This window comes from Mesorhizobium newzealandense, assembly GCF_042682145.1.
GTDB lineage: Bacteria > Pseudomonadota > Alphaproteobacteria > Rhizobiales > Rhizobiaceae > Mesorhizobium > Mesorhizobium newzealandense.
Genome location: NZ_JBHUGZ010000018.1, coordinates 93,327 through 119,177, shown reverse-complemented (window position 1 = coordinate 119,177; position 25,851 = coordinate 93,327). Strand labels below are relative to the sequence as shown.

Sequence of the window (25,851 nt, the reverse complement as noted above, 5' to 3'; positions counted from 1 at the left end):
TCTAAGACCGCCCCCGGACAAAATCGATTGCCGGCGAAATCAGGCTTTTCGCCCGTGGAGACGTTGAGAGATATGAACAAGGTCGATCGCGACATCGCCAACCTGCCCGACACGACGGTGTCGGTGAAGGAGAAATTCGGGTTCGAGTCCAAGATGGTGGTGCCGGCCTATTCGGTAACCAGCGAGCACGTGCCCGACATCGATCCGGACTATCTGTTCGACAAGAACACGACGATGGCGATCCTTGCGGGCTTTGCCTACAACCGCCGCGTCATGGTGTCGGGCTATCACGGCACCGGCAAGTCGACCCATATCGAACAGGTCGCCGCCCGCCTCAACTGGCCTTGCGTGCGCGTCAACCTCGACAGCCATGTCAGCCGTATCGATCTCGTCGGCAAGGACGCGATCGTCGTCAAGGACGGCTTGCAGATCACCGAATTCCGCGACGGCATCCTGCCCTGGGCCTACCAGCACAACGTCGCGCTGTGCTTCGACGAGTATGACGCCGGCCGTCCGGACGTGATGTTCGTCATCCAGCGCGTGCTGGAATCGTCGGGCCGGCTGACGCTGCTCGACCAGAGCCGGGTCATCCGTCCGCATCCGGCGTTCCGGCTGTTCTCGACCGCCAACACGGTGGGTCTCGGCGACACCACCGGCCTCTATCATGGCACCCAGCAGATCAACCAGGCGCAGATGGACCGCTGGTCGATCGTCACCACGCTGAACTACCTGCCGCACGACAATGAAGTGAACATCGTGCTGGCCAAGGCCAAGCACTATCGCGATGCCAAGGGCAAGGACATCGTCAACAAGATGGTGCGCGTCGCCGACATGACGCGCTCGGCCTTCATCAACGGCGATTTGTCGACCGTGATGAGCCCGCGTACTGTCATCACCTGGGCCGAGAATGCCGAGATTTTCGGCAATATCGGAATGGCGTTCCGGCTGACCTTCCTCAACAAGTGCGATGAGCTCGAGCGCTCGGTGGTCGCCGAGTTCTACCAGCGCGCCTTTGGCGAGGATCTGCCGGAATCAGCTGCCAATGTGGTGCTGGGCTAAGCAGAGTCTCGATGGCGGGTCCGGGCGACAACACGCGCAACAAGTCGAAGACGGGGTCTGAAGCCGACAGCTTCAAGCGCGCCGTCACCGTCTGCATGCGTGCCATCGCCGGCGACAAGGAGCTCGAAGTCGGCTTCGCCAAGGACAGGCCGGCACTTGCCGGCAGCCGGGCGCGGCTGCCCGAGCTTCCGAAGAAGGCGTCGAAGACCGACATCGCCATCACTCGCGGCCTCGGCGATTCCATGGCCCTGAAGCGCGCCTGTCACGACGCGCGCATCCACACCAAGCTGGCGCCGGAGGGCAAGCAGGCCCGCGCCGTCTACGATGCGGTCGAGCAGGCCCGTGTCGAGGCGATCGGCAGCCGTGCCATGCAAGGCGTCGCCGACAATATCGGTTCGATGCTTGAGGACAAATACGCCAAGGCCAATCTCGTCGACGTGAAGGACAAAGCCGACGCGCCGATCGAGGAAGCGCTGGCGCTGATGGTGCGCGAGAAGCTGACCGGCCGGCCGATCCCGAAGAGCGGCGAGCGGCTGGTCGAGCTCTGGCGGCCCTGGGTCGAGGAAAAGGCGAGCGCCGATCTCGACGGACTTTCGGCCAAGCTCGACGACCAGCAGGCCTTCGCCCGCGTCGTGCGCGAGATGCTCGCCTCCATGGAAATGGCCGAGGAACTCGGCGACGACCAGGAGACCGAAGACTCCGAGGACAATGACGACAACCAGCCGCAGGGCGAGGAGCAGAGCGAGGAGGGCGGCGAAGAGGATTCCGGCTCCGAACAGTCGCAGTCCGAGGATGCCGAGGCGTCCGCCGACGACGAGCAGTCGGCGGAGACGGAAGCGTCCGACGCCACCGCCGACGATCTGTCCGACGATGACGATGCGGATGCCGAAACGCCCGGCGAGGCGCGCCGCAACGACAATCCCTTCACCAATCTGCCGAAGGAAATCGACTACAAGGTCTTCACCACCGCTTTTGACGAAACGGTGGGGGCCGAGGAGCTTTGCGAAGAGGAAGAGCTCGACCGGCTGCGTGCCTTCCTCGACAAGCAGCTTGCCAATCTGTCCGGCGTCGTCGGGCGGCTGGCCAACCGGCTGCAGCGGCGGCTGATGGCGCAGCAGAACCGGTCCTGGGATTTCGACCTGGAAGAGGGTTACCTCGACCCGGCGCGGCTGGTGCGCGTCGTCATCGACCCGATGCAGCCGCTGTCCTTCAAGCAGGAACGCGACACCAAATTCCGCGACACGGTGGTGACGCTGGTGCTCGACAATTCCGGCTCGATGCGCGGCCGGCCGATCACGGTTGCCGCCACCTGCGCCGACATCCTGGCGCGGACGCTGGAGCGCTGTGGCGTGTCGGTCGAGATCCTCGGCTTCACCACGCGGGCCTGGAAGGGCGGGCAGGCGCGCGAGAAGTGGCTGAAGGACGGCAAGCCGCCGAACCCGGGCCGGCTCAACGATTTGCGCCACATCATCTACAAATCCGCCGATCATCCGTGGCGGCGAGCACGGCGCAATCTCGGCCTAATGATGCGCGAGGGCCTGCTCAAGGAAAACATCGACGGCGAGGCGCTGCTGTGGGCGCACAACCGGCTGATCGCGCGGCCGGAACAGCGCAAGATCCTGATGATGATCTCGGACGGCGCGCCGGTCGACGATTCGACGCTGTCGGTCAATCCGGGCAATTATCTCGAGCGCCATCTGCGCGCCGTCATCGAACTGATCGAGACGCGCTCGCCGGTGGAACTGCTGGCCATCGGCATCGGCCATGACGTCACCCGCTATTACAGGCGCGCCGTCACCATCGTCGATGCCGAGGAACTGGCCGGCGCCATGACCGAGCAACTGGCTTCGCTGTTCGCCGAGGAAAGCGCGCGCGACACGCGGCGCGGCGGCATGCGGCGCGCCGGATGATCTTTTCGCGCGGCGGCTTCCAGCAGACGCTTTTCGCCGCCATCGCCCTGCTTGCCGGCGTGGCTTCGGCACAAGCCGGTTCGGCCGGGTCGACCTCGGTCGAACCGGTTGAAATCTCTGCTCGCCCGATCACCGAATTCCAGATTGGCCGCGCCGACAAACAGTTCGGCCCGTTCGAATTCGTCGGCGGGCTGGAGATGACCTCGCCGACGCGCGATTTCGGTGCGCTGTCGGCCTTCCGTTTTCTCAAAGCCGGCAGCGATTTCATCGGCGTTGCCGACACCGGCTTCTGGTTCTTCGGAACGGTGGTCCGCGACGCCGACAAGCGGCCGTCCGGCATCCAGAATTTCCGCATGCAGCAGATGGTCGACGAAGCGGGCCAGGCGATCGACAAGAAGTGGGAGGTCGACGCCGAAGGCCTCGCGGTCAAGGATGGCATCGCCACCGTTGGCTTCGAGCGCAACCAACGCGTTGCCCAGTTCAAGATCGATCCGGCTGACATGAAGGCGCCGTTCAAACAGCTGGACTTCCTGGTTCCGTCTCGGGAACTGCGCCAGAATCGCGGTTTCGAGACCGTTACCCATGCCAATGCCAACGGCCAGCATGAGGGCGGGCTGGTCGTGGTGTCGGAAAAGAGCCTCGACAAGGCCGGCAACATCTATGCCGCCATCATCGAAGGGCCGCACAAGGGCGTCTTCACCGTCAAGCGCAACGGCGATTTCGACATCACCGACGGCGCCTTCCTGCCGGATGGCGACCTGCTGTTGCTGGAGCGCAGCTTCTCGATGGCCAGGGGCGTCAAGATGCGGCTGCGGCGCATCTATGGCGAGAGCGTCGAGAAGGGCGTCGTCGCCGACGGGCCGGTGCTGCTGGAAGCCGACATGGGCTACCAGATCGACAATATGGAAGGGCTCGACGTCTGGACCCGCGACGACGGCGCGCTGATGGTGTCGCTGGTCTCCGACGACAACCACTCGATCCTGCAGCGCAACCTCTATCTGGAATTCATCCTGCATCAGGATTGAGCGCGACGCCGAGGATATCTGCTGCGGGCCGCATGCACCATTTGCCAACCCCGTTTTGGCAAGCTGCGCTGCAATCATGAGTTTCAGTCTGGCGGTGCCTTCCGGGACCTTCGCAGTTGGTTCCGGATCGATGACCCCTGTCCTCGCGATGGCGAGCATATTGATTGGTCGCCATAATCTGAATGTGGTTAGAAATGCAGCTTTTGAATTACTGTCGGAACGAAGCTGGGCACTATGGTAAAATCGGCAGTGTTCGACGTACCAAATTCCGGTTGATGCTTGGGTCGCTGCGGTCGCGGAGAAAGAAAGAGTTTATGGAAGACGTCGCACGATGGCTGGCTGAACGTCCGTTACAGGACAGCGTAAAGACCCTGTTTGCCAGTTTCTGCCCCATGATTGTCCAATCGGGAGTTCCGCTTTCGCGCTCCTCTCTTGCGCTGGAGGTCCTGCACCCCGAGGTCAGTGGATGGCAACATATCTGGACCCATGAAAGCCAGTCCTTGCGCAAGAGTGACAGGGCGACCGCCGCAACATCTCACGCCTATCTGAATAGTCCGACGCGCATCGTCGACGAAACTGCGCGACCATTCCGCCGAAGGCTCAACGAGCCCCTTCAGGACATGCCGTTGCTGGAAGAACTGTGGTCAGAGGGAGCAACGGATTACGTGATGTATTCGCTCCCGTTCCTGGATCAATCGCGAACTGCAGTGATCTCCTTTGCCACCGACAATACTGGAGGGTTTGACGACACCCATCTTGAGCGACTGGAATTGGCGTCCAAGATCCTGAGCCCCTATATCGAGCGTCACGTTCTGCGCCGTATCGCAATCGACCTGCTCGATACCTATGTCGGTCCTCGCGCAGGACAGCGCATCATCGAGGGCCGGGTGGATCGGGGAGGTCTGGAATTAATCGAGGCAGCCATTTGGTTCGCCGATCTTCGCGGCTTTACCGTTCTGTCGGAGCAAACCGATATCCCGGATGTCTTGCGGTACCTGAATTCATGGTTCGAGACCATCGGCGAAGTCGTGGAAGCCCATGGCGGAGAGATCCTCAAATTCATGGGCGATGCGGTGCTGGCCATCTTCCCCACCACGGCTGAGCATGATCGAGCAGGAGCTTGCCGCATGGCGCTGGCGGCGGCCCAGGAACTTGGCCGAAGGACCGACACTGCCAATGCCGAGCGCCGGGAACGTGGCGAAGCGCCTGTCACCCATGGTCTCGCCCTGCATATGGGCGAGGTCGCGTACGGCAATGTGGGCGCCTCCCGCCGGCTTGACTTTACAGTCATCGGTCCTGCGGTGAACCGTGCCAGTCGCCTGTTGGAGCTTGCAAAGAGCCTCGACCGCCTCGTGCTCATTTCGGATACCATTGCGCGGGAGGTCGACATGCCATTGGTCGATCTGGGCAAATACCGCTTACGGGATATCGAGCATGAGCAACATGTTTTCACGCTGAGCCAGAGCTAAGCCTGGCAAAGGCAAGCCGTTCCGGGAATCTCGATACGGCACCTGACAGTTTGCCCTTCAAGACCTATTTCGACTCATTCGGCGCTGGTGGCTTCTCCCTGACGCTCAAGTGAAACGGATACAACCTTCCCGCCCCCGGCCAGCATAGTCAGCATCGACCTGCGGTCGCTCTCGCATCATTCCTCATTCGTGTCTCTGCCGCCTTCCCGCTTTCGGGACGTGGGCCGCCACGCTCTGTCAAAACACTTTAGTCCCGACTTGACAATTGATGCTGGTGGATAAATACTCAAGTCCATGCTTAACTATTCCGAGATCGACAGCATCTTGCGGGCTCTGGTCGAGCCCACCCGCCGCCAGATCCTGGAAAGGTTGAGCCGCGGACCGGCCACCGTCAGCCAGCTGGCGGAGCCATTCGGCATGACGTTCGCCGCCGTGTTGCAACATCTGCAGACGCTGGAAGCCTGCGGGCTGATCCGTAGCGAAAAGATCGGGCGGGTGCGCACCTGCCGGATCGAACCGGGCGGGCTTGCCCCGCTCGCCGACTGGATCACCGAACGCCGCATACCGGCGGAACGTCACCTCGACCGTCTTGGCCAGATCCTGGCCGAGACAGACCAATTGTCCCCGAAAGTTCGAGATCAGGAAAAGGACGAACAGAGATGAACCAGGTCGCCCCCGTGAAAGACGAGCATTCCGTCATCCACTCAACATTCACCATCGAGCGGACCTATCCGCAGTCGCCGACCCGCGTCTTCCATGCCTTCGCCGACAAGGCGACGGTGCGGCGCTGGCGGGTCGAAGGCGATGGTTTTGCCATCGCCGAATTCAGCTTCGATTTTCGTGTCGGCGGTGGCGAGGTGTCGCGATTCAGCTATGCCGGTGGTCCGGAAGTCCGCCTGGACGCGCAGTTCCAGGACATCGTTGCCGATCAGCGCATCGTGTTTTCCTACCGGATGGCAATCGGGCCGCAGCCAATGTCGGCATCGCTGACCACCGTCGAGCTGACGCCCTCGGGCAATGGCACGCGGCTGACCTATACCGAGCAAGGCGCCTTTTTCGACGGTGTCGATTCCGCCAAGGGACGAGAGGAAGGAACCCGTGGGCTGCTGGAAGCCCTTGCGGCGGAACTCCAGAAGTCGAAGTAAACCGATCTGCTGTCCGGCTTCCGATCAGGGTCGTGAGCCGTTGGTGGCGATCCAGATGACATGGCGCGCGCCACGCTTGCCGTTGGCGCGCGTGTTGACCTCCTCGACCACGAAACCTGCCTGCTTCAGCCGCCGCGTGAAGCCGCTGTCGGGGCCTTGCGACCACACCGCCAGCACGCCACCCGGCCTGAGGGCGGTGCGTGCGGCTCCGAGGCCCTGCAGGCTGTAAAGCGCATCGTTGGACTTGTGGACAATGCCTTCCGGGCCGTTGTCGACATCGAGCAGGATGGCGTCCCAGGCTGTGGGCTCCGACCGTATCAGCTGCCCGACGTCGGTCTCCTCAACGGTGACGCGCGGATCGTCGAGGCAGCCGCCAAACACCTCCGCCATCGGGCCGCAGGCCCAGGCAACGACCGCCGGCACCAGCTCCGCTACAACGATGCCTGCATCATTGCTGAGTTCGGCGAGTGCGGCGCGCAGCGTAAAACCCATGCCGAGCCCGCCGATCAGGATCCTCGGTTGCCGATGGCCGGCAATCCTTTGGCATGACAGTTTTGCCAGCGCTTCCTCGGAGCCGCTGAGGCGGCTGTTCATCAGCTCGTTGCTGCCGAGCATGATCGAGAATTCGGAACCGCGCCGCTTGAGGCGCAGTTCCTGCGCGCCGTCGGGTGTCTTCGCGGAGTCTAGCTGGACCCAGGGGATCACGGGCTTACTCTCTGCTTGGCCGTGATCTTATCCGAAAACCGGACTCCACTTTTCGCTGACGCGGTCCTTCGGTTCGGGATCACGGCCTAGACCGCAACCGCCGGCTGGCTCCAGCGGGCGGCGAGCAGCCGGTAGGGGATGAGCGCCACAACGGCAATGATCAGCTTCACGCTGAGGTCGCCAAGTGCCCAGGAGATCCAGCGCATGGTGTCGACATGGAAGACGCCCATCAGCGGTGCGGTTTCGAGCGCGAAACTGTCGTTGGGACCAGCGAAGGCGAAAGCGGCATAGAAGGCGACGGTAAAGAACACGGCGGTGTCGAACACCGACCCGACCAGCGTGCCGACGATCGGCGCCCGCCACCAGCTCTGCCGGCGCAGCCGGTTGAACACGGTCACGTCAAGCAATTGCGCGCAGAGGAACGCCGCACCGGACGCCGCCGCGATGCGCACCAGCCGGTCGGCCGCGGTCTCGAATTCGATCAGGCCGTGGCGGAACAGGAAGGGCGGGATGAGGATCGAGCAGACAACCGCCGTCATGAAGCCGACAAAGACGATCCTGCGTGCCACGGCAGGCCCGTAGCGGCGGTTGGCGAGATCGGTGACCAGGAACGAGAAGGGATAGGTGAAGGCACCCCAGGTCAGCAGGTCGGCCAGCGACAGGCCGCCGATCTGTCCCTGCATCGGGAACTGCACGAGAATGTTCGACGCCACGACGACAAGCGCCATGGCGGCCACGAATGGCAGGTATCGCGAAAAGGAATTCATTTTTTTATCCTGGGTAATGGAACCAGCGGAGCATCATGCCTATTCGGGCGGTGCTCGCTTCGTATTTGAGCATCGGATTGCCGAAACCTTGCGGGTTCGATCCGATGCTCAGGCGGTCGTCCCCCGCCTTTGAACGATGTTAAGCAGCCGGCTGGTCGGCGAGCTTCTTGGCGATCTGCTTCTTGAGCAGACGCGCGCGCTGCGACAGCTCCGCGACGTCGGCCTTGGCCAGGAAGGCATCGAGACCACCGCGATGTTCGACCGAACGCAGCGCGTTGGCGGAAATGCGCAGGCGCACGTTCTGGTTCAGCGCTTCTGAAATCAGCGTCACTTTGACGAGGTTCGGCAGGAAGCGACGCTTGGTCTTGTTGTTGGCGTGGCTCACATTGTTGCCGGACATGACTGCCTTGGCAGTGAGTTCGCAGGTGCGGGACATTGTTCTAACCTTCAGTTCTCGGGGTCTGCCAAACCTTTGTTCCCACGCCGGGTGGCGCGCGGTTCTGGTCAGGCGGCCTTATGGAAAAAGTTGGCGTTCCATAGTTGCATTTCGCTGGTGCGTCAAGCTCCGGCATGCCTACGGACGCGCCCGGCATTTCATACTAAGGCCGGAATTCATCCTATAAGCGGTCTCATAGGGACATGCCAGCCCGGAGTTGCCCGCCTCCGGCCAAAAATCAAGGACCCGATGCCGCCATGCTTCGTTCGTCTCACGCCCTTGCCGCCGTGCTTGCCATTGCCTTGCCGTCCGCCGCCACAGCGGCCTCGCCGCAGTCGTTCAAGGGCGAGTACACGGTGTCGTTCCTTGGTCTTTCCATAGCGAAATCAACGTTTTCCAGCCACTATGAGAACGGCGCCTACGCGATCGAAGGCAGCGTCAGCGCTGCCGGTCTCGCCAAGCTGTTCGACGATACGCAGGGCACGGTCTCGTCCAAGGGCACGATTTCGGGCAAGAAGATGGTGCCACAAGCGTTCCGTGCCGATTACACCTCCGGCAAGAAGGCTTCGGTGGTCGATATCCGCTTTGCCAATGGCACGGTTACCTCGACGCAGGTTATTCCGGCGCCGGACAAGCGCGATCCCAAGAGCTGGGTGCCGCTTGGCGCCAGCGACCTGGCATCGGTACTCGATCCGATGGCCGCCACCGTCATCCATGCCGACAGTCTCGACCAGGTCTGCGGCCGCAAGGTGAAGTTTTACGACGGCGAGATGCGCGCCGATCTGACGCTGAGCTACGCTTCGAAAGGCACGATCTCGGTGCCGGGCTACAAGGGCGATACGATCACCTGCCGGATGGGTTTCGAGCCGGTGGCGGGCTACCGCAAGGGCCGCAAGGCGCTCAACTATCTGAAGAACCGCAGCCGCATGATGGTGACGTTTGCGCCGCTCGGCCAAACCGGCGTATATGCGCCGGTCCACGCCACGGTCGGAACGCAGATCGGCACATTGACCATCAGCGCCAGGCGTTTCGAAGCGATACAATAGGCGCGCCACTGGGACAGAATGGGCGCCACTGGAGACAGAATGGGGCGCGCAACACTCATCGGCTTTTCTGCGGTCGCCATGTGGGCGCTGCTGGCGCTGCTCACGGATGCATCCGGAAAAGTCCCGCCGTTTCTGCTGTCGGCGATCACCTTCTCGATCGGCACCGGGGTTGGGCTTGTCGCGCGGCTGTTCATGCCGGCCGCCGACAAGAGCCAGAAGATACCGCCGCAGGTCTGGCTGATCGGCATTGCCGGGCTGTTCGGCTACCACTTCTTCTATTTCACCGCGCTGCGCAATGCGCCGGCGGTGGAGGCGAGCCTGATCGCCTATCTGTGGCCGCTGCTGATCGTGCTTGGTTCGGCGCTGATGCCGGGCGAGCGCCTGGCCTGGAACCATGTCGTCGGCGCGCTGCTCGGCCTTGCCGGCACCGTGCTGATTGTCACCAAGGGCGGCGGCCTCGCCTTCGACGCCCGTTACGCCTTCGGCTATGCCATGGCGGCCGTCTGCGCGGTGCTGTGGTCGTCCTATTCGCTTTTGTCGCGGCGCTTCCCGTCGGTGCCGACCAGCATCGTCACCTGGTTCTGCGCCGCCACCGCGGTGCTGTCGCTCGCCTGCCACCTGGCGCTGGAACAAACGGTGCTGCCTGAGGGTGCCAGCCAATGGCTGGCCGTGCTCGGGCTTGGCCTGATGCCGGTCGGGGCGGCTTTCTACGCCTGGGACATCGGCGTCAAGCGCGGCAACATCCAGGTGCTCGGCGCGGCAAGCTATGCCGCGCCGCTTTTGTCGACGCTGGTGCTGATCGCGGCGGGCGTTGCCGAGCCGTCGCTGCGCATCCTGGCCGCCTGCGTGCTGATCACCGGCGGGGCGGCACTGGCGGCAAAGTCGCTGTTCTTGCGCAAGCCGGCCGTTACCGAAAGCGGAGCCAAGGCATGACGATGCCGTTTCCAGGCGGCATCGACGCCAACTCCAATGCGACGCTGATCTTTTCGCTGGTGGCGGCGGTGATCTACGCTTTCACGCTTGGCATGCCGCCGACGCTCGCCCGTTCAGCGGCAAAGACGCTTGCCGTGGCAATGCTTGCCGTGCTGGCGGCGCTGCAAGGCGGCCCGCTGCTGCTGGTCGCCGCGCTCACGCTCAGTGCCGTTGGCGACGCCTTCCTTTCGCGCGACGGCGAAAAGGCCTTTCTCGGCGGGCTCGCCAGTTTTCTCGTCGCCCACATCGTCTATGTCGCGCTGTTCCTGCGCAGCGGTGGCGGCCTGGAACTGCTTGGCGCCGAATCGTGGCGTGGGGCGATTGCGCTGGCCATGGCCGTGTTCGCGCTCGTCATGCTGGTGGCGCTCTGGCGGCGTGTCGGTCCCGGCCTGCGCGTCCCGATCGTCGCCTATATCGCGGCCATCCTGGCCATGGGCGTTTCGGCGCTGACGACAAGCAGCGTCTCGATTGTCGGCGGTGCGCTGCTGTTCATGGCATCGGACGGGTTGCTCGCCGCAGAAAAATTCCTAGTGGCCGCCATCTCGCCGCACCGCGTCTGGATGCGGTTTTCGGTCTGGGTTCTCTACTACGCCGCCCAGCTGGCGATTACCCTTGGGTTCTTGCTGAATTAGGATTGTTTCGGCTGCCAGCCCGGCTCGGCCAACTCGAAGGTGGCAAATTCAAAGCCCGGTGCGACGGTGCAACCGACCAGCGTCCATTCGCCCAGGCTGCGCGCCGATTGCCACCAGCCTGCCGGCACGACGATCTGCGGCCGCTCGCCCGCCGCCAGCTCGATGCCGAGCACCTGCTCGAACACGGCGCCATCTTCCTCACTCATCGACAAGGCCAGCGGGGCCCCGGCATGGAAGTGCCAGACCTCGGTCGCGTCCCTGACCCGATGCCAGGCCGATACCTGGTGCTGCTCGAGCAGGAAATAGATCGCGGTTGAGTGGCCGCGCGCGCCGCCGGCGCCATCGCGAAACGTCTCCGCATACCAGCCGCCTTCCGGATGCGGCTTCAGACCGAGGATCGCGATGATTTCGGCTGCGCTGGTCATGGGTTCTGGGCCTTGCTTAGAAATTGTCCTTGCGCTTGCGGATTTCGGCGAACACCTCGGCGTCCGAAGCTTTCTCCAGCCCAAGATGTTTGCGGATTGCCGGATCGTGCCAGCGCAGGAACGGATTGGTCGACAGTTCCTCGCCGATCGTCGTCGGCAGCGTCGGCTTGTTGTCGGCCCGCAGCGCCTCGATCCTGGCGGCGCGTTCCTTCAACGCCGAATTGGTCGGGTCGACGGTCAGCGCGAAACGGGCGTTGGAGAGCGTGTATTCGTGGCCGCAATGGATTGTTGTGGCGGCGGGAAGCGCTGCAAGCTTCTTCAGCGACTCGTACATCACCGGCGGCTTGCATTCGAACAGCCGCCCGCAACCCAGCGCAAACAGCGTGTCGGCGGTGAACGCCACCTTCGATGACGGCAAGTAGTAGGAGACGTGGCCGGCGGTGTGGCCGGGTGTGGCGATCACCTCGATCCGCTCATCGCCGAGATGAATGACGGAACCCTCTTCGACGGTTTCGTCGATGCCGGGAATCTTCGCCTTTTCCGCTTCCGGGCCGACGATGCGCAGCTTGAAGCGCTCCTTCAGCGCCAGATTGGCCTCGACGTGATCGACATGGTGATGCGTGGTCAGGATCATCGTCGGGGTCCAGCCGGTGCGCTTGAGCGCGGCCAGGATCGGCGCTTCTTCGGGCGCGTCGATGATCGCGGTCTGGCCGCTTTTGGGGTCATGTACCAGCACGCCGAAATTGTCGCTGCGGCACATGAATTGTTCGATTTCGACCGGCATCGCATCTCTCCGTTGTCGCCGCAGACATAGGGCGACGGCGCGCCGATGTCATCCCGGGATGTTCAACAACGTCCCGGAATGTCAGGCTCATCGAGGCCTTTTGTTGAAACCCGCCGATATCACGGCTACATCCCTCGCATGCATTCCGACATCGTCGATCTTCGCTCCTTCTATTCGACAACGCTCGGCCGGTTCGCCGAGCGCTCGATCACCATGGCGTTGTCATCGATATGGGCTGCCGTACCCAACGAGCGGCTGGTTGGCCTCGGCTACACCTTGCCGTGGCTGGAGCGCTTCGGCACCGATGCCGAGCGGGTCTTCGCCTTCATGCCGGCAACACAAGGCGCCGTGGTGTGGCCGGCGACGGGGCCGACGGCGACGGCATTGGTCTTCGACGAGGAACTGCCGCTGGTCGATTCCTGCATCGACCGCATGCTGCTCGTCCATTCGCTCGAGCATGTCGAAAATCCGCGTGAAACGCTGAACGAGATCTGGCGGGTGCTGTCGCCGGCGGGGCGCGTCGTCATCGTCGTGCCCAACCGGCGCGGCGTCTGGGCGCGCTTCGAGCATACGCCATTCGGCAATGGCCGGCCTTTCTCGCGCGGCCAGCTCACGGAACTGCTGCGCGAGACGAATTTCACGCCTGCGTCCTGGTCCGACGCGCTGTTCTTCCCACCGTCGCGGCGGCGCTTCATGATGCGCTTCCACAATGTGCTGGAGCGCGTCGGCCGGCGGCTTTGGCCGATCTTTTCCGGTGTCATCGTCGTCGAGGCGCAGAAACGGCTCTATCAAGGCGTGCCGGTCGTCCAGCGCGCCTCGCGCCGCGTCTTCGTGCCGGTGCTATCGCCACATGGCGCCACCCGGCTCGGCCGTCAGAGTGAGGCCTCGGATGCCAGGCCATCGGCTGCACGGGTGACGGCTTCGTGATCGCGGCAAGAACGTCCAGGGTCTTTTCCCTACCTATCTGTCGCAAGTGGGCTCGCGACCCATTTGAACGACGGATGCCTTCAAGTCTCTCCATCCGGTGTCAGCACTGTCATTGAACGCAAGGACCTCGGGTATGGCTGACCAACCGTACAATGCCGTCACCGTTCAGCCGGTTGCCGTGGCGGTCGAAGCCAGCAGCCTGCGCGATCAGGTGGCGACGATCAGGCAGGCGCTGAGAGGATCGCCGGTTCGCAAGACACTGCTCTGGATGTCGGTCGGCATCATGGCCGTCATCATCGCGACGTCGATCGGCCAGGTCATGCTCAACCGCTGGAATCAGCCTTTCTACGATGCGCTTGCGCGCCGTGACATGGCCGCCTTCCTGCACCAGCTTCTCGTCTTTGCGGCAATCGCCGGCGGGCTTCTAGTGCTCAATATCGGCCAGACCTGGCTCAACCAGATGATCAGGCTGAAGCTGCGCGAGGCGTTGACGGTGGATCTGATCGACCAATGGATGCGGCCGGCGCGCGCCTTCCGGCTGGCCAATGCCGGCGCCATCGGTGTCAATCCCGATCAGCGCATGCAGCAGGATGCCGCCCATCTGTCGGACCTGTCGACCGATCTCGGCGTCGGGTTGCTGCAGTCATGCATCCTGCTGGTGTCCTTCGTCGGCGTGTTGTGGCAGTTGTCTTCGGGCTTCGTGTTTAATATCGGCGGCACCTCGCTGGCCATACCGGGCTACATGGTCTGGGCCGCCATCCTTTATGCCGGCACCGCCTCATGGCTGAGCTGGCTGGTCGGACGGCCACTCATCCGCCTCAACAGCGACCGCTACACGCGGGAAGCGGAGTTGCGCTCGTCGATGGTGCGCGTCAACGAGAATGTCGATGCCATTGCGCTGTACCATGGCGAGGCCGACGCCAGGCGACGGCTCGGGCTCGATCTTGATACGGTGCTGGGCGCCATGCGGCGCATCTACAGCGCCCAGATCAACCTGTCCTGGGTGACCGACACCTATGGCTGGATCACCGTCGTGGCACCCATCCTGGTCGCTTCGCCGGTCTATTTCTCGGGCGATATCAGCTTTGGCGGGCTGATGATGGCGGTCGGCGCCTTCAACCAGGTCCACTCTTCCCTGCGCTGGTTCATCAACAACATCGGCGGCATTGCCGACTGGCGCGCCACGCTGATGCGCGTCGCCGACTTCCGCATCGCGCTCGATGAAACCGATTTGCTGCACGACAAGGAAAGGCGCATTGCCTTCGGCGAAAACGCCAATGGCAGCCTGACTTTCGAGAAGCTCGAAGTAGCCTCGCGGGACGGCTGCACCAGGCTCGCCGACCAGCATGTCGAAATCCGCCCCGGCGAGCGCGTCATGATCACCGGCGACCCGGGCGCCGGCAAGACGTTGTTCTTCCGCGCCATTGCCGGCCTGTGGCCATGGGGGAGCGGACGGATCGGCCTGCCGGCGGGAGAGACCCCCATATTCGTGCCGCGCGTCCCGTATTTCCCGGCCGGTACGTTGCGCGAGGTTCTCGATCACCCGAACGGAACTGCGCCGGCGAATGACGCCGACATTTCGGCGGTGCTTGACGAGGTCGGGCTTGGACGGCTGTCATCCTCACTCGACCGAAGCGCGCGCTGGGAGCATGAGCTGGCCGATGACGAACAGCGTTCGCTGGCCTTTGCCAGGCTCGCCTTGCGGCAGCCGAAATGGGTGATCATCGACGAAGCCATGGACGCGTTCGACGGACCCTCGTTGCGGCGCGTGCTGTCGATGCTGGAGAAGCGTTTGCCCGGGACCGCGTTCCTCAACATCGGACGCGGCCAGCACAACAATCATTTCTTTCCGCGCGCGTTGACGATCGTCAAGGATGCCGATGCACCGGCCCTGAAACCTGTCCGGGTCAGGGCCGGCGCCATCGACCCGCCGCCAGCTGGCGCCCGCCGCAAGAAGTAGGCTGTTTTCCCGGGCTACGGGCTCCAGCTTTATTTTGCCGTGATCGCGAGGGAAGCTTCCCCGGAGAAACAACCCTGGCGTCGGCCATGCTTGATGCTCTGCGCCTACTTGCCTGCCTTGCCTGCGCCCAGGCCGCTCCCATCGCCTCGCCGCGGGATGTGCTGGCGGTCGACGTCGAGCTGGTGCTGGCGGTCGACATTTCGTTGTCGATGGACGAGAAGGAGTTCGCCCTGCAGCGCGCCGGCTATGTCGAGGCGCTGCGGCATCCCGATTTCATCCAGGCTGTCCGCGCCGGCAATACCGGCCGCATCGCGCTCGCCTATTTCGAATGGGCCGGCACGGTGCGCGACGACGCGATCATCAACTGGCAGATCATCGACAGCGCAGAGACCGCCAACAGCTTTGCCGACAAGGTCGCGGCGCGCCCGTTCCGCAGCTTCCGCGGCACCTCGATTTCCGGTGCGCTGGCTTTCGGCGCCGAGCTGTTCGACCGCACGTCTTTCGAGGGCGAACGCAGCGTCATCGATATTTCCGGCGACGGCCCCAACAATATCGGGCCGCCGGTCACCACGACGCGTGATGCGGCAATCGCCAAAGGCATCGTCGTCAACGGTCTGCCGATCCTGATCAACCCGTCGCCGACCTTCAGCCATCTCGACCAGTATTATGCACAGTGCGTGACCGGAGGGCCCGGTTCCTTCGTGCTGCCGATCTATGCGGCCGCCGAATTTTCGACAGCCATCCGCCGCAAGCTGATCCTGGAGGTCAGCGGCATTCAGGAGAAGACCAGAATCATCCCCGCCGATGCTGCCGCGCAGGTCGATTGCCTGCAAGGCGAGCGGGACAGACGGTTCTTATCCGATCCGTATTTTCCCGAACTCGACCGATGAGCTCTGCTGCGACGACGGGCCTCAGGCCGGCCGGGCGCCGAACTTCTGCCGAATCTCATCGTGGAGGTCGCGGCGCCAACGCCGGCCATAGACATAGCCGTTGATCAGTTCGGGCAGCGAATAGCCAAGATCTTTCGACGAGCGGTTGGCCATGTAGCCCGAGAAGGCTTCCGGGATCCGACACTTCAGAATATCGGAAATGATCTGGCGCGTGATCATGTAGGGCGGAATATGCGGGTAGGAGCGGGCAATATTCGGGTGTTTGCGCATCAGGTTCGCATAGGCTTCGACATAGCCGCGTCGACGTCGCGAAATTGAATTCTCCGAATTGTGCTTCGTCCAGTCGATGTTCTGGGACAACTGCGCACCGAAGCGCCGGGCAAGGCGCAGCAGCAACTCCCGATCCTGCATCCGGGCGATGTCGCTGTCATAGCCGCCGATGGCCAGCAAGGCCTCGCGGCGCGCTGTTATCGCCGATCCCGCGATCAAGATCGTCTCCGCGACCAGCGTTCGCTCCAGCGTGCCCGGGTTGAGGAATGCATCGCGATTGATGCAATTGGTGGCGCGTCCGCCTTTCAGGGAGACGTAGGAGCTGATCAGCACTTCGAGCGCCGGATCGGCATCGAACCAGGTCAGGGTCTGTTCAAGCCTGTGAGGCAGATAGACGTCGTCGGAATCGAGGAACGTCACGACGGGTGCTCGCGCTCGCTCGATGCCCGCATTCCTGGCGGCATTGGCGCCTCGCCATTTCGCGCCGACATAGATCAGTCGCGGATCGCGAATGCCGGCTAGCGCCGCCGCGGTCCCGTCCGTCGAGCCATCGTCGATGACGATATGCTCGAACCTCGACATGCTCTGGGAAAGTACGCTTTCGACAGCACGCAATACCGCTTCCCGCCTGTTGTGGGTTGGCGTGATCACCGTGATGAGAGGAGCGTGCTCTGTCTTCCCGGTCATATAGCGTCAGCCATTCCAGCGTAAAAAAAGCGCTTCCTGCCAGGTCTTTCGATCTTCAGGACGGTCAAATGGATCGGACTCCCCTTCCATATTCCCCCGTATAGAAGATGAGGGTACAGAAAACAGGCGTCCGTGTCACCCCATTGTGCTGCTGCTCGATGCGCGTGAAATGACGAATTCCAAGTCTAGCGCTTCAACTGCAACACTATTGTGGCGCGATATGCTTGAAAATCGCCCCGCTGCGACGACGACGCATCGATAGCGAATCGCATGCATTCCATTACCTCAGACGTAATCGCATCGCGGCTGGTGTTTGAACAGATTGCCGTTGCGAGGCCGGCTGGTCGGCCTCGGTTCCAAGGAGTACAGTCATGACTGCTTACGCCGTTGCCCATATGCGCCAAGCCCAGATGGGTCCGCAGATTGTCGAATATCTGCAGAAGATCGATGCCACGCTGGAACCTTTCGGTGGCCGTTTTCTGATCCATGGCGGCGATGTGGAGGTGGTCGAGAACGACTGGCCGGGCCACCTGATCGTCATCGAATTTCCCGACAGGCAGCATGCACGCGGTTGGTATGATTCGCCCGCCTACCAGGGCATCCTGACGCTGCGGACCGACAATTCGCAATCGGATGTTGTGTTCGCCGACGGCGTAGAACATCCGCACAAGGCCACCGATGTCCTGAGGTAGTCGATTGCTCCTGGAACAACTCAACCTCGCGTTTTCGTAAACTACCGTCTCAGCAAGAACACCGCCTGCTGGCCGAAGAAGTTCCAGAACCACCAGGGCATTGACAGCCCGATCTTCTGGCCATTGGCGTCGAGCGCGGTTGCCTTCTCCACTGTCGCGCCAAGCTCGTCGCACAGGTTGACGAAGTCGCGGATGGTGCAGAAATGGATGTTGGGCGTGTCGTACCAGGAATAGGGCAGGTCCTTGGTCACCGGCATGCGGCCGTTGAGGAACAGCGACATGCGGACCCGCCAATGGCCGAAGTTGGGGAAGGAGACGATGGCGCGGTTGCCGATCCTGAGCAGTTCGTCGAGAACCAGCTTCGGGTTGCGGGTGGCCTGCAGGGTCTGCGACAGGACGACGAAGTCAAAACCCTTGTCGGGATAGAATTCGAGATCCTTGTCGGCATCGCCCTGGATGACCGAGAGGCCGCGCGCCACGCATTCGTTGACGCCACGCTGCGACAGCTCGAGTCCGCGGCCGTCGACCTGCTTGGTGTCCTGCAGCAATTCGAGCAGCGAGCCATCACCCGAGCCGACGTCGAGAACGCGGGACTGGGGCGGGATGAGATTGGCGACGACCTCGAGGTCGACGCGCTGGTCGCGGTTGACGCTCATGATTTCGCCTCCTGCCTGGCGCATGATCCTGATCCGAAAAGTCTGCAATTTTGCGGGGTCATGCGCTGAGCCCTCTCGCCCGTGCCGCCGAGCCGATGAAGCCATTGATGGCGGCAAACAGTTCCGGTTCGTCGAGCAGGAAGGCATCGTGGCCGCGGTCGGTCTTGATCTCGACGAAGGATACCGACGCGCCGGCTGCATTGAGCGCGTGCACGATCGAGCGGCTCTCTTCGGTCGGAAACAGCCAATCCGAGGTGAAGGACACCAGGCAGAAGCGGGTTTTGGTGCCGGCAAAGGCATCCGCCAGCCGGCCGCCATGGTCGGCGGCGAGGTCGAAATAGTCCATCGAGCGCGTCATGTAGAGGTAGGAATTGGCATCGAAACGGTCGACGAAGGTCATGCCCTGGTGGCGCAGATAACTTTCGATCTGGAAGTCGGCGTCGAAACCGAAGGTCAGCGCTTCGCGATCCTGCAGATTGCGGCCGAATTTCCGGTGCAGGGCGGCTTCGGACAGATAGGTGATGTGGGCAGCCATGCGCGCCACCGCCAACCCCTTTTCCGGGCGTTTGCCGTGCTCGAAGTATTTGCCACCGTGCCAGTCCGGATCGGCCATCACGGCTTGCCGGCCGACCTCATGGAAGGCGATGTTCTGCGAGGAATGGCGTGCGCCGGTGGCAATCGGCAGCGCCGAGAAGACGCGCTCCGGATAGCTCGACGCCCATTCCAGCACCTGCATGCCGCCCATCGAGCCGCCGAGCACGCAGAACAGTTTTTCGATGCCGAAATGGTCGATCAGCATCTGCTGCGCGCGCACCATGTCGCGGATGGTGACGATCGGCAGGTCGAGCCCATAGGGCTTGCCGGTGGCGGGGTTGGTCGAGGCCGGGCCGGTGGAGCCCAGACAACCGCCGATCACGTTGGAGCAGATGACGAAGAAGCGGTTGGTGTCGATGATCCTGCCGGGGCCGATCAGCACTTCCCACCAGCCCGGCTTGCCGGTCACCGGATTGGTGCTGGCGACGTGCTGGTCGCCGGTCAGCGCATGGCAGACGAGGATGGCGTTGGAGCGGGCGTCGTTCAGCGTGCCGTAGGTCTGGTAAGCGATCTGGAACGGCGACAGCAGGGTGCCGGCATCGAGCTTGAGCGGCTTGTCGGGTCCAAAACGCAAGACCGGGCTCGACGGTTGGTCGGCCTCGTTGTTGGTTTTTCCAGCGCGCAGAGCGGCCATTGCATCCATCTCACACTTTGAATCCACGCACCGTGCTTTTCGAAGATCGATGCCGATGCGGCGTCCGGCCGGCGCGGACAACAAAAAACCGGCATTGCAGTCGCAAAGCCGGTTACAGGATGCAAACGGCCCTTTAGCAAGTTGTTTAACGTGGCTGCAAGCCGACCGGCCAAATCACCACGGAACTGTCAGTGTTCTTCTAGAACTCGTCCGCCTCGCCGTCAATGCCGGCGGCTGGCACGACTGCACCTCTCGACATTGCCGACCATGGCTTGTATTTCCGCAGCGGCTTCCCTGCGGAAGCGTTCTCGACGGATTCTTATGACATGAGCCAGACACCGGACAAGGCACGTCCAACCCCGCGCGCGGGCATCATGGACATCGACGCCTATGTGCCGGGCAAGAGCACGGCGCCCGCCGGCGTCGCCAAGGTCTACAAGCTGTCGTCGAACGAGAATCCGCTCGGTCCGTCGCCGAAGGCGATCGAGGCCGCGCGGGAGATTGCTGGAAAGCTCGACGTCTATCCCGACGGCACCGCCAGGCGGCTGCGTGAAGCGATCGCCGAGGTGCATGGTCTCAACCCGCAGAACATCATCTGCTCCAACGGCTCCGACGAAATTCTCGGTCTTTTGGCTCAGACTTATCTTGCGCCCGGCGACGAGGCGATTTTCACCGAACACGCCTTCATGGTCTACAAGATCTACATCCAGTCAGCCGGTGCCATTCCGGTCGCGGTCAGGGAGGCCGACGAGCGCGCCGATATCGACGCCATCCTGGCCGCCGTCACGCTGCGTACGAAGATCGTGTTCCTCGCCAATCCCAACAACCCGACCGGCACCTATGTGCCGTTCCAGGAAGTGCGCCGCCTACATGCCGGCCTGCCCGGGCATGTGCTTCTGGTCCTCGACGCGGCTTACGCCGAATATGTCCGCCGCAACGATTATGAGGCCGGCATCGAACTGGTCGGCGGTGCCGAGAACGTGGTGATGACCCGCACCTTCTCAAAGATCGGCCTCGGCGGGGCGCGGATCGGCTGGATGTACGCGCCGATGCACATCGTCGACGCAATCAACCGCGTGCGTGGCCCTTTCAACGTCAATGCCACGGCGATCGAGGCCGGCATCGCCGCGATCCGTGACCGCGATCACGTCCAACGCAGCGTGATGCACAACGAGACCTGGCTCACCTGGTTGAGCGAGGAATTGAGCAAGCTCGGGCTGCGGGTGACGCCAAGCGTCGGCAATTTCATCCTGATCCATTTTCCAGACGACCAGAAACATTCGGCAGCGGCGGCGGACGACTATCTGACGGCGCGCGGCTATATCCTGCGGCGCGTTTCCGGCTACGGCTTTCCCAACGCGCTGCGCATGACCATCGGCACCGAAGAGGCCAATCGCGGCGTTGTCGCCGCTCTCACGACATTCCTGAAAAGCTAGAACACCATGACATCACCGATGTTTGAAAAGATCGCGCTGGTCGGCATCGGCCTGATCGGCTCGTCGCTGGCCCGTGTCATCCGCCGCGAGGGCCTGGCTCGTCACGTCGCCATCTCGACACGCAGTGGCGCGACGCTGGCGCGGTCGGAGGAGCTTGGGCTCGGAGATTCCTACACCACCGATGCGAAGGAAGCGGTCCGCGATGCCGATCTGGTCATCGTCTCGGTGCCGGTCGGCTCGTCCGGCGCGGTGGCCGAGGAAATCGCGCCGACGCTGAAGAAGGGCGCCATCCTCACCGATGTCGGCTCGACCAAGGCATCGGTCATCGCCCAGATGCAGCCTTATGTACCTGATGGTGTCCATTTCATTCCCGGCCATCCGCTGGCGGGCACGGAAAAGTCGGGCCCCGATGCCGGTTTTGCCGATCTGTTCGACAATCGCTGGTGCATCTTCACCCCGCTGCCGGACACCGATCCGGATGCGCTTGAGCGGCTGTCGGAATTCTGGCGCCGCTGCGGCGCCAACATCGACACGATGGACCCTCAGCACCACGACATGACGCTGGCCATCGTCTCACACCTGCCGCACATCATCGCCTACAACATCGTCGGCACCGCCGACGATCTGCAGTCGGTGACCAAGTCCGAAGTGATCAAATATTCGGCTTCCGGCTTCCGCGACTTCACCCGCCTCGCCGCTTCGGACCCGACCATGTGGCGCGACGTGTGCCTGCACAACAAGGACGCCATCCTCGAAATGCTGGCGCGGTTCTCGGAAGATCTGGCCTCGCTGCAGCGCGCGATCCGCTGGGGCGACGGCGAAAAACTCTTCGATCTGTTCACCCGCACCCGTGCCGTCCGCCGCTCGATCATCGAGGCTGGCCAGGACATCGACGTGCCCGATTTCGGCCGTCAGGCGGTCGAGCATCCTGCGAAGAACTAGCGGCTCGTTCCAGGCTAGCCCGATGGCCAGTGGCTGGCCATCATCGCCAGCGTCTCGGCGCGGTCCGGCGCGCCCAGCCTGCCGCCGAAGCGCAGGCATTTGAGCGCGGCGGCGGCGCTGGCAAAACGCAGCGCCAGCTCGACCGGCATGGCTTCCGCCAGCCCGACGGCAAAGGCGCCGTGAAAGACATCGCCGGCGGCCAGCGTGTCGACCGCCTTGATCTTCGGCGCCGCGACATGGCGGGACGATCCCGTCATTCGATCGAACCACCAGGTTCCTGCCGCGCCGCCGGTGACCGCGACAAATGCATGGCTGCGTCGGGCAAGCACCTCACAGGCTTGGCGCGGATCCAGTTCCGCGCCGCACAGAATGCGCGCCGCCGGCTCAGAGGCGACGACATGGGATGCCAGCGGCAGCAGTTGTTCCAGCACATCCCTCGGCGCGGTATCGGCATCGAGGATCGCCGGCCGGCCGATGGCGCGCGCCGCCTCTAGGGCAAGCACTGCCGCACCCGGCCAGCGGACATCGACCAGCACGGCATCGAATGCGGTGAGGTCGGCGGCCGGCAGAACCTCGGGATCGGCCTGGGCGAGCCTGTCGTAGAAAGGTACGATGATGCGCTCGCCATGCGCGTCGACCAGGATCGAGGCCAGCGCCGAGCGAGCGCCATTGACGCGGCGGACATAGGCGCAATCGACACCCTCGGCTTCGATCGCGGCAACGAGATGATCGCCGACCGGATCGTCGCCGGCGCTCGCCCACAGCGACACCTTTGCCCCCAGACGATGCGCGGCGCAGGCCGCACTGGTCGCCATGCCCGAGGCGATCTGGACGCCGTCGGAAGCGATGAACTTACCCTGATGGACGGGCAGCGTCTCGACCCGCAGGATGGTGTCCAGCGTCAGGGCGCCGATACTCAAGAGCCTCACGGGGTGGTTCATTTCGAGGGGCTCATGCGGCGCACTTCACGTCTCTGCCTGATGCATGTCGTTGTTCCAAAACCGCTGCGCACTCTGGGCGACATGCACTATTCAACCGGCTTGATCTTGCCCAGCGGGATGAAGCCGAGCGAGGCCTTGCCCTTGACCACCTTGAGCGGCATCGACGGTTCGCTGCCGAGCAGCGCCAAGGCACCAAAGCCCTGTTCGATCTGGCTTTTCTGCTCGGGGATGGCGGCGCCGAGGATGACCGCCACGGCTTTCGGGTCCTTCAGCCGGATCATCAGGTCGGCGTCGATCAGGCCTTCGGCATCGACCGACAGCGGTCCGGACACAGTGATGCGCGCCGTCCCCGACGACAGGTCGAGGTTGCGGATCTCGATCGTCTGGCCGCGCAGGCTCTTCACTTGCGTGCCGATCAGCGCGACGCCGTTCTTCAGGGTCACGTCGCCGCTGGCGTCGAGCGCCGGCAGCACACGTCCGCCGATCGCTTCGGAATCGATCTCGAGATCGCGGAAGTTGCCGAGATAGTCGATATCCCCACCGTTCGGCTGCAATTGGCCGTCCGCCTTGCCGGCGCTGAACAACTGGACCGGATCGGTGTCGTCGGCCGGGTCGGTCTGGCCGGACAGACCGTCTGCCTGCAGCGAGATCCGCCGCGGCAGCGGCCATGACAGTTTGACGTTGGCCTGCAGATTGTCCCAGTCGATCCACAGCGGCACCATGCCCGGAACGGAGGTCCTCAGCGGACCGCGCAGATCGGCAACTGGCGACAGAGGCTGGGTGATCTGGGCGATGGCATTGAAGCTGCCGGCCGAGGCCGCGATGTTCCTGGCATCGTCCTCATAGGCGAGGTTGTCGCAGGAGACGGCAAAGCTCAGGGGATAGCCGCTGACCTGGAGATTGGCGCAGCCGGCCTCGACGCCATTCTTGTTGAGGGTGGCCACCGCGCGGTCGGCTTCGCTCTTGACCCGTCCGGCCAGGTAGAACCAGCCGCTGCTGTAGATCGCGAACAGCACGACGACGAACGCCACAAGCCACAACAGGCCGCGTCGGCGTTTCGGTTGGCGTTCGTCACTTGACGTCATGCTTTGGCTCTCGTTAACGCATGGATGTTGTAGGCGGACTCTCGATTCCGACAACAATAGGTAGACAGAGGCGGACGGAAAAAAACACCGGTTCCGGTGTGGTGTTGCCATTCTTTTGCAATCAGGCGCGGCGATATGGGCGATTTTTGGGTGTTTGGCTATGGATCGCTGATCTGGCGGCCGGGTTTCGCGCATGTCGAGACACAGCGCGCGCGCCTGCACGGCTACCGGCGCTCGCTCTGCGTCTATTCCTTCGTGCATCGCGGCACGCGTGAACGACCGGGTCTGGTGCTCGGCCTCGATCGTGGCGGCTCCTGCGTCGGCCTGGCGTTCCGCGTCCCCGGCGAATTGCGCGACGAGGTGCTCTCCTATCTGCGCGAGCGCGAGCTGGTCACCAACGTCTATCTCGAACGCACGCTCAAGGTTCGCCTGGACGGCGGCGGCACGGTCGAAGCCGTGGCCTACATCGTCGACCGCCAGCACGAGCAATATGCCGGCGCTCTTGACGCGGCGGACGCGGCGGCCGTGGTGCGCGGCGCGGTCGGCCAGTCCGGCAACAATGAGGACTATGTGCTCAGCACGCTGGAGCACCTCAAGGCGCTGGGCATTTGCGACCACTGGCTGGAAGAGGTGGCTAAGCGGATCGAGCTCTGAAGAACGACGCGCGGCTGCTACATGGCGAAAATCTGCTTTCCGAGATCGGTGCGGTCCAAGCTGCTGGCTACGGCGAGCTTGAACGAAGCCAGCGGATGAAGCCCGCCGACCGGAACATGGAAATCCGGTTGGCCGAAGACATCGACAATCTTGCGCAGGATCGGGCCGTCGGCTTCGACCGGTGGCGAGAAGAAGTAGCGATAGATATTGGCCCTGATTTCGAGGCCGCTCAGCAACACGTCGAAGTTGTGCAGCTCGTAGCGTTCCGCGCTCATGCCGCCATTGATGACCATCTGGCCGCCAAGCGCGAGGCTGCGGATCAGTTCGCCGCTGACAGGCCCGCCGACATTGTCGACGATACCGCTCAGTCGCGTGCCTCCGGTCATGTCCAGAACCGTTTCCCTGACTCCGGCCTTGAGGTTCGAGAGGTCGAGGACCGCGGCTGCGCCAAGCGTTCTCAGGTCCAGCCCGTCATGGGCGCGCCGCACCACCGACAGAACATTGATGCCGCGCCGCTGGGCAAATTGCATGACCATTGTCGATACCGACGAATAGCCCGCCGTGACGGCCAGCCACTGGCCCGGCTGGACACGGGAATCGTCCAGCAGGTCCCACGCCGTAATCGGATTGACCATCTGTCCGGCGCGTTCAAGCGGATAGTCCGCCGGCAACGGGATCAGCCATTCGGCCGGCACGGCGGCATATTCGGCCCAGCTGTTGTAGTAGCTGAACGCAACCAGTGTGCCGGGTTGCAGGGCGACATTGGCGCCCACCCGCTCGACGATGCCGGCGCCATGGTTTCCCGCGACCTGGCGTGGAAAGAGCGGCTTCTTCGGTTCGGGGTAGAGGTTTTCGATGAACAGGAAATCGCCTGGGTTGATCGATGCCGACACCATCCTGACCAGCACCTCATTGTCGCCGATCTGCGGGACGGGAATGTCGTCGAGATAGAGCACATCCCGCGGCGAGCCGATTCCATCGAACACGATTGCCTTCATTTCAGCCTCCAATGGCAAGCTCCGGCGCGACAGCCGCGCCGACGATGCCGGGAAGCTAGGACGGCAGCCAAAAAATCCGAATTGGCAGATTTGACAATCTATGTGCTAAA

27 protein-coding genes and 1 riboswitch are annotated in these 25,851 nt (G+C 63.1%); of the genes, 16 read left to right on the top strand and 11 right to left on the bottom strand.

Annotated elements, in window-relative coordinates:
- Window positions 1–72: 72 nt before the first annotated feature.
- From cobS to ACFSOZ_RS28385, 6 genes are all read left to right on the top strand, one after another.
- Window positions 73–1,059, top strand: a complete 987-nt coding sequence (gene cobS / locus ACFSOZ_RS28410; protein WP_379103471.1) for a cobaltochelatase subunit CobS — start codon at window positions 73–75, stop codon at window positions 1,057–1,059.
- An 11-nt stretch (window positions 1,060–1,070) separates the two neighbouring features.
- Entirely contained in the window at window positions 1,071–2,969 is a 1,899-nt protein-coding gene (gene cobT / locus ACFSOZ_RS28405; protein ID WP_379103469.1) for a cobaltochelatase subunit CobT, read from the top strand.
- Complete coding sequence (locus ACFSOZ_RS28400; RefSeq protein ID WP_379103467.1) at window positions 2,966–3,994, top strand: esterase-like activity of phytase family protein; 1,029 nt, start codon at window positions 2,966–2,968, stop codon at window positions 3,992–3,994. The genes cobT and ACFSOZ_RS28400 overlap by 4 nt, the downstream gene beginning before the upstream one ends.
- Before the next feature lie 314 nt (window positions 3,995–4,308).
- Window positions 4,309–5,463 carry an adenylate/guanylate cyclase domain-containing protein gene (locus tag ACFSOZ_RS28395; protein WP_379103465.1) on the top strand — a complete coding sequence of 385 codons (1,155 nt, stop codon included), beginning with the start codon at window positions 4,309–4,311 and terminating at the stop codon, window positions 5,461–5,463.
- A gap of 369 nt (window positions 5,464–5,832) precedes the next feature.
- On the top strand, window positions 5,833–6,126 hold the full coding sequence (locus ACFSOZ_RS28390) for an ArsR/SmtB family transcription factor (protein WP_379103496.1): 294 nt from the start codon (window positions 5,833–5,835) through the stop codon (window positions 6,124–6,126).
- Window positions 6,123–6,608 carry an SRPBCC family protein gene (locus tag ACFSOZ_RS28385; RefSeq protein ID WP_379103463.1) on the top strand — a complete coding sequence of 162 codons (486 nt, stop codon included), beginning with the start codon at window positions 6,123–6,125 and terminating at the stop codon, window positions 6,606–6,608. The genes ACFSOZ_RS28390 and ACFSOZ_RS28385 overlap by 4 nt, the downstream gene beginning before the upstream one ends.
- 24 nt (window positions 6,609–6,632) lie before the next feature.
- Here ACFSOZ_RS28385 and ACFSOZ_RS28380 read toward each other — a convergent pair whose 3' ends face one another.
- The 3 genes from ACFSOZ_RS28380 to rpmB all read right to left on the bottom strand — a co-directional run bounded on the left by ACFSOZ_RS28380 (window position 6,633) and on the right by rpmB (window position 8,516).
- On the bottom strand, window positions 6,633–7,313 hold the full coding sequence (locus tag ACFSOZ_RS28380; RefSeq protein ID WP_379103461.1) for a spermidine synthase family protein: 681 nt from the start codon (window positions 7,311–7,313) through the stop codon (window positions 6,633–6,635).
- 86 nt (window positions 7,314–7,399) lie between these two features.
- A complete protein-coding gene (locus tag ACFSOZ_RS28375; RefSeq protein WP_379103459.1) occupies window positions 7,400–8,080 on the bottom strand; it encodes a queuosine precursor transporter in 681 nt (226 codons plus the stop codon).
- 139 nt (window positions 8,081–8,219) lie between these two features.
- Complete coding sequence (rpmB, locus tag ACFSOZ_RS28370; protein WP_379103458.1) at window positions 8,220–8,516, bottom strand: 50S ribosomal protein L28; 297 nt, start codon at window positions 8,514–8,516, stop codon at window positions 8,220–8,222.
- A gap of 257 nt (window positions 8,517–8,773) precedes the next feature.
- On the opposite strand from rpmB, the gene ACFSOZ_RS28365 reads away from it, so the two are divergent.
- From ACFSOZ_RS28365 to ACFSOZ_RS28355, 3 genes are read left to right on the top strand one after another with little or no spacing between them, the layout of a single operon-like run.
- Window positions 8,774–9,562, top strand: coding sequence for a DUF3108 domain-containing protein (locus ACFSOZ_RS28365; RefSeq protein WP_379103456.1), 789 nt, complete (start codon window positions 8,774–8,776; stop codon window positions 9,560–9,562).
- A 39-nt stretch (window positions 9,563–9,601) separates the two neighbouring features.
- Entirely contained in the window at window positions 9,602–10,495 is an 894-nt protein-coding gene (gene yddG, locus ACFSOZ_RS28360) for an aromatic amino acid exporter YddG (RefSeq protein ID WP_379103454.1), read from the top strand.
- The gene (locus ACFSOZ_RS28355) at window positions 10,492–11,166 is read left to right on the top strand and encodes a lysoplasmalogenase (RefSeq protein ID WP_379103452.1); all 675 of its coding nucleotides are present in this window, start codon (window positions 10,492–10,494) and stop codon (window positions 11,164–11,166) included. Before yddG ends, ACFSOZ_RS28355 begins: the two co-directional genes overlap by 4 nt.
- Here ACFSOZ_RS28355 and ACFSOZ_RS28350 read toward each other — a convergent pair.
- Together ACFSOZ_RS28350 and gloB are read right to left on the bottom strand one after the other, a co-directional pair.
- Window positions 11,163–11,591 carry a cupin domain-containing protein gene (locus ACFSOZ_RS28350; RefSeq protein WP_379103450.1) on the bottom strand — a complete coding sequence of 143 codons (429 nt, stop codon included), beginning with the start codon at window positions 11,589–11,591 and terminating at the stop codon, window positions 11,163–11,165. The genes ACFSOZ_RS28355 and ACFSOZ_RS28350 overlap by 4 nt on opposite strands.
- Before the next feature lie 16 nt (window positions 11,592–11,607).
- Window positions 11,608–12,375, bottom strand: coding sequence for a hydroxyacylglutathione hydrolase (gene gloB, locus ACFSOZ_RS28345; protein WP_379103448.1), 768 nt, complete (start codon window positions 12,373–12,375; stop codon window positions 11,608–11,610).
- A 138-nt stretch (window positions 12,376–12,513) separates the two neighbouring features.
- On the opposite strand from gloB, the gene ACFSOZ_RS28340 reads away from it, so the two are divergent.
- From ACFSOZ_RS28340 to ACFSOZ_RS28330, 3 genes are all read left to right on the top strand, one after another.
- Window positions 12,514–13,302 carry a class I SAM-dependent methyltransferase gene (locus ACFSOZ_RS28340; protein WP_379103446.1) on the top strand — a complete coding sequence of 263 codons (789 nt, stop codon included), beginning with the start codon at window positions 12,514–12,516 and terminating at the stop codon, window positions 13,300–13,302.
- A gap of 133 nt (window positions 13,303–13,435) precedes the next feature.
- A complete protein-coding gene (locus tag ACFSOZ_RS28335; RefSeq protein WP_379103445.1) occupies window positions 13,436–15,262 on the top strand; it encodes an ABC transporter ATP-binding protein/permease in 1,827 nt (608 codons plus the stop codon).
- 86 nt (window positions 15,263–15,348) lie between these two features.
- Window positions 15,349–16,152 carry a DUF1194 domain-containing protein gene (locus ACFSOZ_RS28330; RefSeq protein ID WP_379103443.1) on the top strand — a complete coding sequence of 268 codons (804 nt, stop codon included), beginning with the start codon at window positions 15,349–15,351 and terminating at the stop codon, window positions 16,150–16,152.
- A 21-nt stretch (window positions 16,153–16,173) separates the two neighbouring features.
- Here the strand turns inward: ACFSOZ_RS28330 and ACFSOZ_RS28325 are convergent, their stop codons facing one another.
- A complete protein-coding gene (locus ACFSOZ_RS28325) occupies window positions 16,174–17,109 on the bottom strand; it encodes a glycosyltransferase family 2 protein (RefSeq protein ID WP_379103441.1) in 936 nt (311 codons plus the stop codon).
- Window positions 17,110–17,480: 371 nt separating this feature from the next.
- Here ACFSOZ_RS28325 and ACFSOZ_RS28320 point away from each other — a divergent pair, with 371 nt between their 5' ends.
- Window positions 17,481–17,801, top strand: a complete 321-nt coding sequence (locus ACFSOZ_RS28320) for a DUF1330 domain-containing protein (protein ID WP_379103439.1) — start codon at window positions 17,481–17,483, stop codon at window positions 17,799–17,801.
- A 41-nt stretch (window positions 17,802–17,842) separates the two neighbouring features.
- Here the strand turns inward: ACFSOZ_RS28320 and metW are convergent, their stop codons facing one another.
- Window positions 17,843–18,457 carry a methionine biosynthesis protein MetW gene (gene metW / locus ACFSOZ_RS28315; protein WP_379018470.1) on the bottom strand — a complete coding sequence of 205 codons (615 nt, stop codon included), beginning with the start codon at window positions 18,455–18,457 and terminating at the stop codon, window positions 17,843–17,845.
- 58 nt (window positions 18,458–18,515) lie between these two features.
- Window positions 18,516–19,685 carry a homoserine O-acetyltransferase MetX gene (gene metX, locus ACFSOZ_RS28310; RefSeq protein ID WP_379103437.1) on the bottom strand — a complete coding sequence of 390 codons (1,170 nt, stop codon included), beginning with the start codon at window positions 19,683–19,685 and terminating at the stop codon, window positions 18,516–18,518.
- 113 nt (window positions 19,686–19,798) lie between these two features.
- Window positions 19,799–19,876: riboswitch (SAM riboswitch) on the bottom strand.
- Window positions 19,877–20,011: 135 nt separating this feature from the next.
- Between metX and hisC the strand changes: the two genes are divergently transcribed.
- Together hisC and ACFSOZ_RS28300 are read left to right on the top strand one after the other, a co-directional pair.
- Complete coding sequence (gene hisC / locus ACFSOZ_RS28305; RefSeq protein ID WP_379103435.1) at window positions 20,012–21,121, top strand: histidinol-phosphate transaminase; 1,110 nt, start codon at window positions 20,012–20,014, stop codon at window positions 21,119–21,121.
- A 6-nt stretch (window positions 21,122–21,127) separates the two neighbouring features.
- Window positions 21,128–22,063, top strand: coding sequence for a prephenate/arogenate dehydrogenase family protein (locus ACFSOZ_RS28300; protein ID WP_379103433.1), 936 nt, complete (start codon window positions 21,128–21,130; stop codon window positions 22,061–22,063).
- A 14-nt stretch (window positions 22,064–22,077) separates the two neighbouring features.
- Here the strand turns inward: ACFSOZ_RS28300 and ACFSOZ_RS28295 are convergent, their stop codons facing one another.
- The gene (locus ACFSOZ_RS28295) at window positions 22,078–23,004 is read right to left on the bottom strand and encodes a sugar kinase (RefSeq protein ID WP_379103431.1); all 927 of its coding nucleotides are present in this window, start codon (window positions 23,002–23,004) and stop codon (window positions 22,078–22,080) included.
- Between the two features lie 86 nt (window positions 23,005–23,090).
- The gene (locus ACFSOZ_RS28290) at window positions 23,091–24,089 is read right to left on the bottom strand and encodes a DUF2125 domain-containing protein (protein ID WP_379103429.1); all 999 of its coding nucleotides are present in this window, start codon (window positions 24,087–24,089) and stop codon (window positions 23,091–23,093) included.
- Between the two features lie 135 nt (window positions 24,090–24,224).
- Here ACFSOZ_RS28290 and ACFSOZ_RS28285 point away from each other — a divergent pair, with 135 nt between their 5' ends.
- Window positions 24,225–24,743 (top strand): gamma-glutamylcyclotransferase, encoded by a 519-nt coding sequence (locus tag ACFSOZ_RS28285; protein WP_379103427.1) that lies wholly within the window; start codon window positions 24,225–24,227, stop codon window positions 24,741–24,743.
- Window positions 24,744–24,760: 17 nt separating this feature from the next.
- Here the strand turns inward: ACFSOZ_RS28285 and ACFSOZ_RS28280 are convergent, their stop codons facing one another.
- Window positions 24,761–25,741, bottom strand: a complete 981-nt coding sequence (locus tag ACFSOZ_RS28280; RefSeq protein ID WP_379103425.1) for a quinone oxidoreductase family protein — start codon at window positions 25,739–25,741, stop codon at window positions 24,761–24,763.
- Between the last annotated feature and the right edge of the window lie 110 nt (window positions 25,742–25,851).

Coding starts and splice junctions, on each gene's coding strand:
- cobS (WP_379103471.1), top strand. CDS start 73: ATGAACAAGGTCGATCGCGACATCGCCAACCTGCCCGACACGACGGTG.
- cobT (WP_379103469.1), top strand. CDS start 1,071: ATGGCGGGTCCGGGCGACAACACGCGCAACAAGTCGAAGACGGGGTCT.
- ACFSOZ_RS28400 (WP_379103467.1), top strand. CDS start 2,966: ATGATCTTTTCGCGCGGCGGCTTCCAGCAGACGCTTTTCGCCGCCATC.
- ACFSOZ_RS28395 (WP_379103465.1), top strand. CDS start 4,309: ATGGAAGACGTCGCACGATGGCTGGCTGAACGTCCGTTACAGGACAGC.
- ACFSOZ_RS28385 (WP_379103463.1), top strand. CDS start 6,123: ATGAACCAGGTCGCCCCCGTGAAAGACGAGCATTCCGTCATCCACTCA.
- ACFSOZ_RS28375 (WP_379103459.1), bottom strand. CDS start 8,080: ATGAATTCCTTTTCGCGATACCTGCCATTCGTGGCCGCCATGGCGCTT.
- rpmB (WP_379103458.1), bottom strand. CDS start 8,516: ATGTCCCGCACCTGCGAACTCACTGCCAAGGCAGTCATGTCCGGCAAC.
- ACFSOZ_RS28365 (WP_379103456.1), top strand. CDS start 8,774: ATGCTTCGTTCGTCTCACGCCCTTGCCGCCGTGCTTGCCATTGCCTTG.
- yddG (WP_379103454.1), top strand. CDS start 9,602: ATGGGGCGCGCAACACTCATCGGCTTTTCTGCGGTCGCCATGTGGGCG.
- ACFSOZ_RS28355 (WP_379103452.1), top strand. CDS start 10,492: ATGACGATGCCGTTTCCAGGCGGCATCGACGCCAACTCCAATGCGACG.
- ACFSOZ_RS28350 (WP_379103450.1), bottom strand. CDS start 11,591: ATGACCAGCGCAGCCGAAATCATCGCGATCCTCGGTCTGAAGCCGCAT.
- gloB (WP_379103448.1), bottom strand. CDS start 12,375: ATGCCGGTCGAAATCGAACAATTCATGTGCCGCAGCGACAATTTCGGC.
- ACFSOZ_RS28340 (WP_379103446.1), top strand. CDS start 12,514: ATGCATTCCGACATCGTCGATCTTCGCTCCTTCTATTCGACAACGCTC.
- ACFSOZ_RS28335 (WP_379103445.1), top strand. CDS start 13,436: ATGGCTGACCAACCGTACAATGCCGTCACCGTTCAGCCGGTTGCCGTG.
- ACFSOZ_RS28330 (WP_379103443.1), top strand. CDS start 15,349: ATGCTTGATGCTCTGCGCCTACTTGCCTGCCTTGCCTGCGCCCAGGCC.
- ACFSOZ_RS28325 (WP_379103441.1), bottom strand. CDS start 17,109: ATGACCGGGAAGACAGAGCACGCTCCTCTCATCACGGTGATCACGCCA.
- ACFSOZ_RS28320 (WP_379103439.1), top strand. CDS start 17,481: ATGACTGCTTACGCCGTTGCCCATATGCGCCAAGCCCAGATGGGTCCG.
- metW (WP_379018470.1), bottom strand. CDS start 18,457: ATGAGCGTCAACCGCGACCAGCGCGTCGACCTCGAGGTCGTCGCCAAT.
- metX (WP_379103437.1), bottom strand. CDS start 19,685: ATGGCCGCTCTGCGCGCTGGAAAAACCAACAACGAGGCCGACCAACCG.
- hisC (WP_379103435.1), top strand. CDS start 20,012: ATGAGCCAGACACCGGACAAGGCACGTCCAACCCCGCGCGCGGGCATC.
- ACFSOZ_RS28300 (WP_379103433.1), top strand. CDS start 21,128: ATGACATCACCGATGTTTGAAAAGATCGCGCTGGTCGGCATCGGCCTG.
- ACFSOZ_RS28295 (WP_379103431.1), bottom strand. CDS start 23,004: ATGAACCACCCCGTGAGGCTCTTGAGTATCGGCGCCCTGACGCTGGAC.
- ACFSOZ_RS28290 (WP_379103429.1), bottom strand. CDS start 24,089: ATGACGTCAAGTGACGAACGCCAACCGAAACGCCGACGCGGCCTGTTG.
- ACFSOZ_RS28285 (WP_379103427.1), top strand. CDS start 24,225: ATGGGCGATTTTTGGGTGTTTGGCTATGGATCGCTGATCTGGCGGCCG.
- ACFSOZ_RS28280 (WP_379103425.1), bottom strand. CDS start 25,741: ATGAAGGCAATCGTGTTCGATGGAATCGGCTCGCCGCGGGATGTGCTC.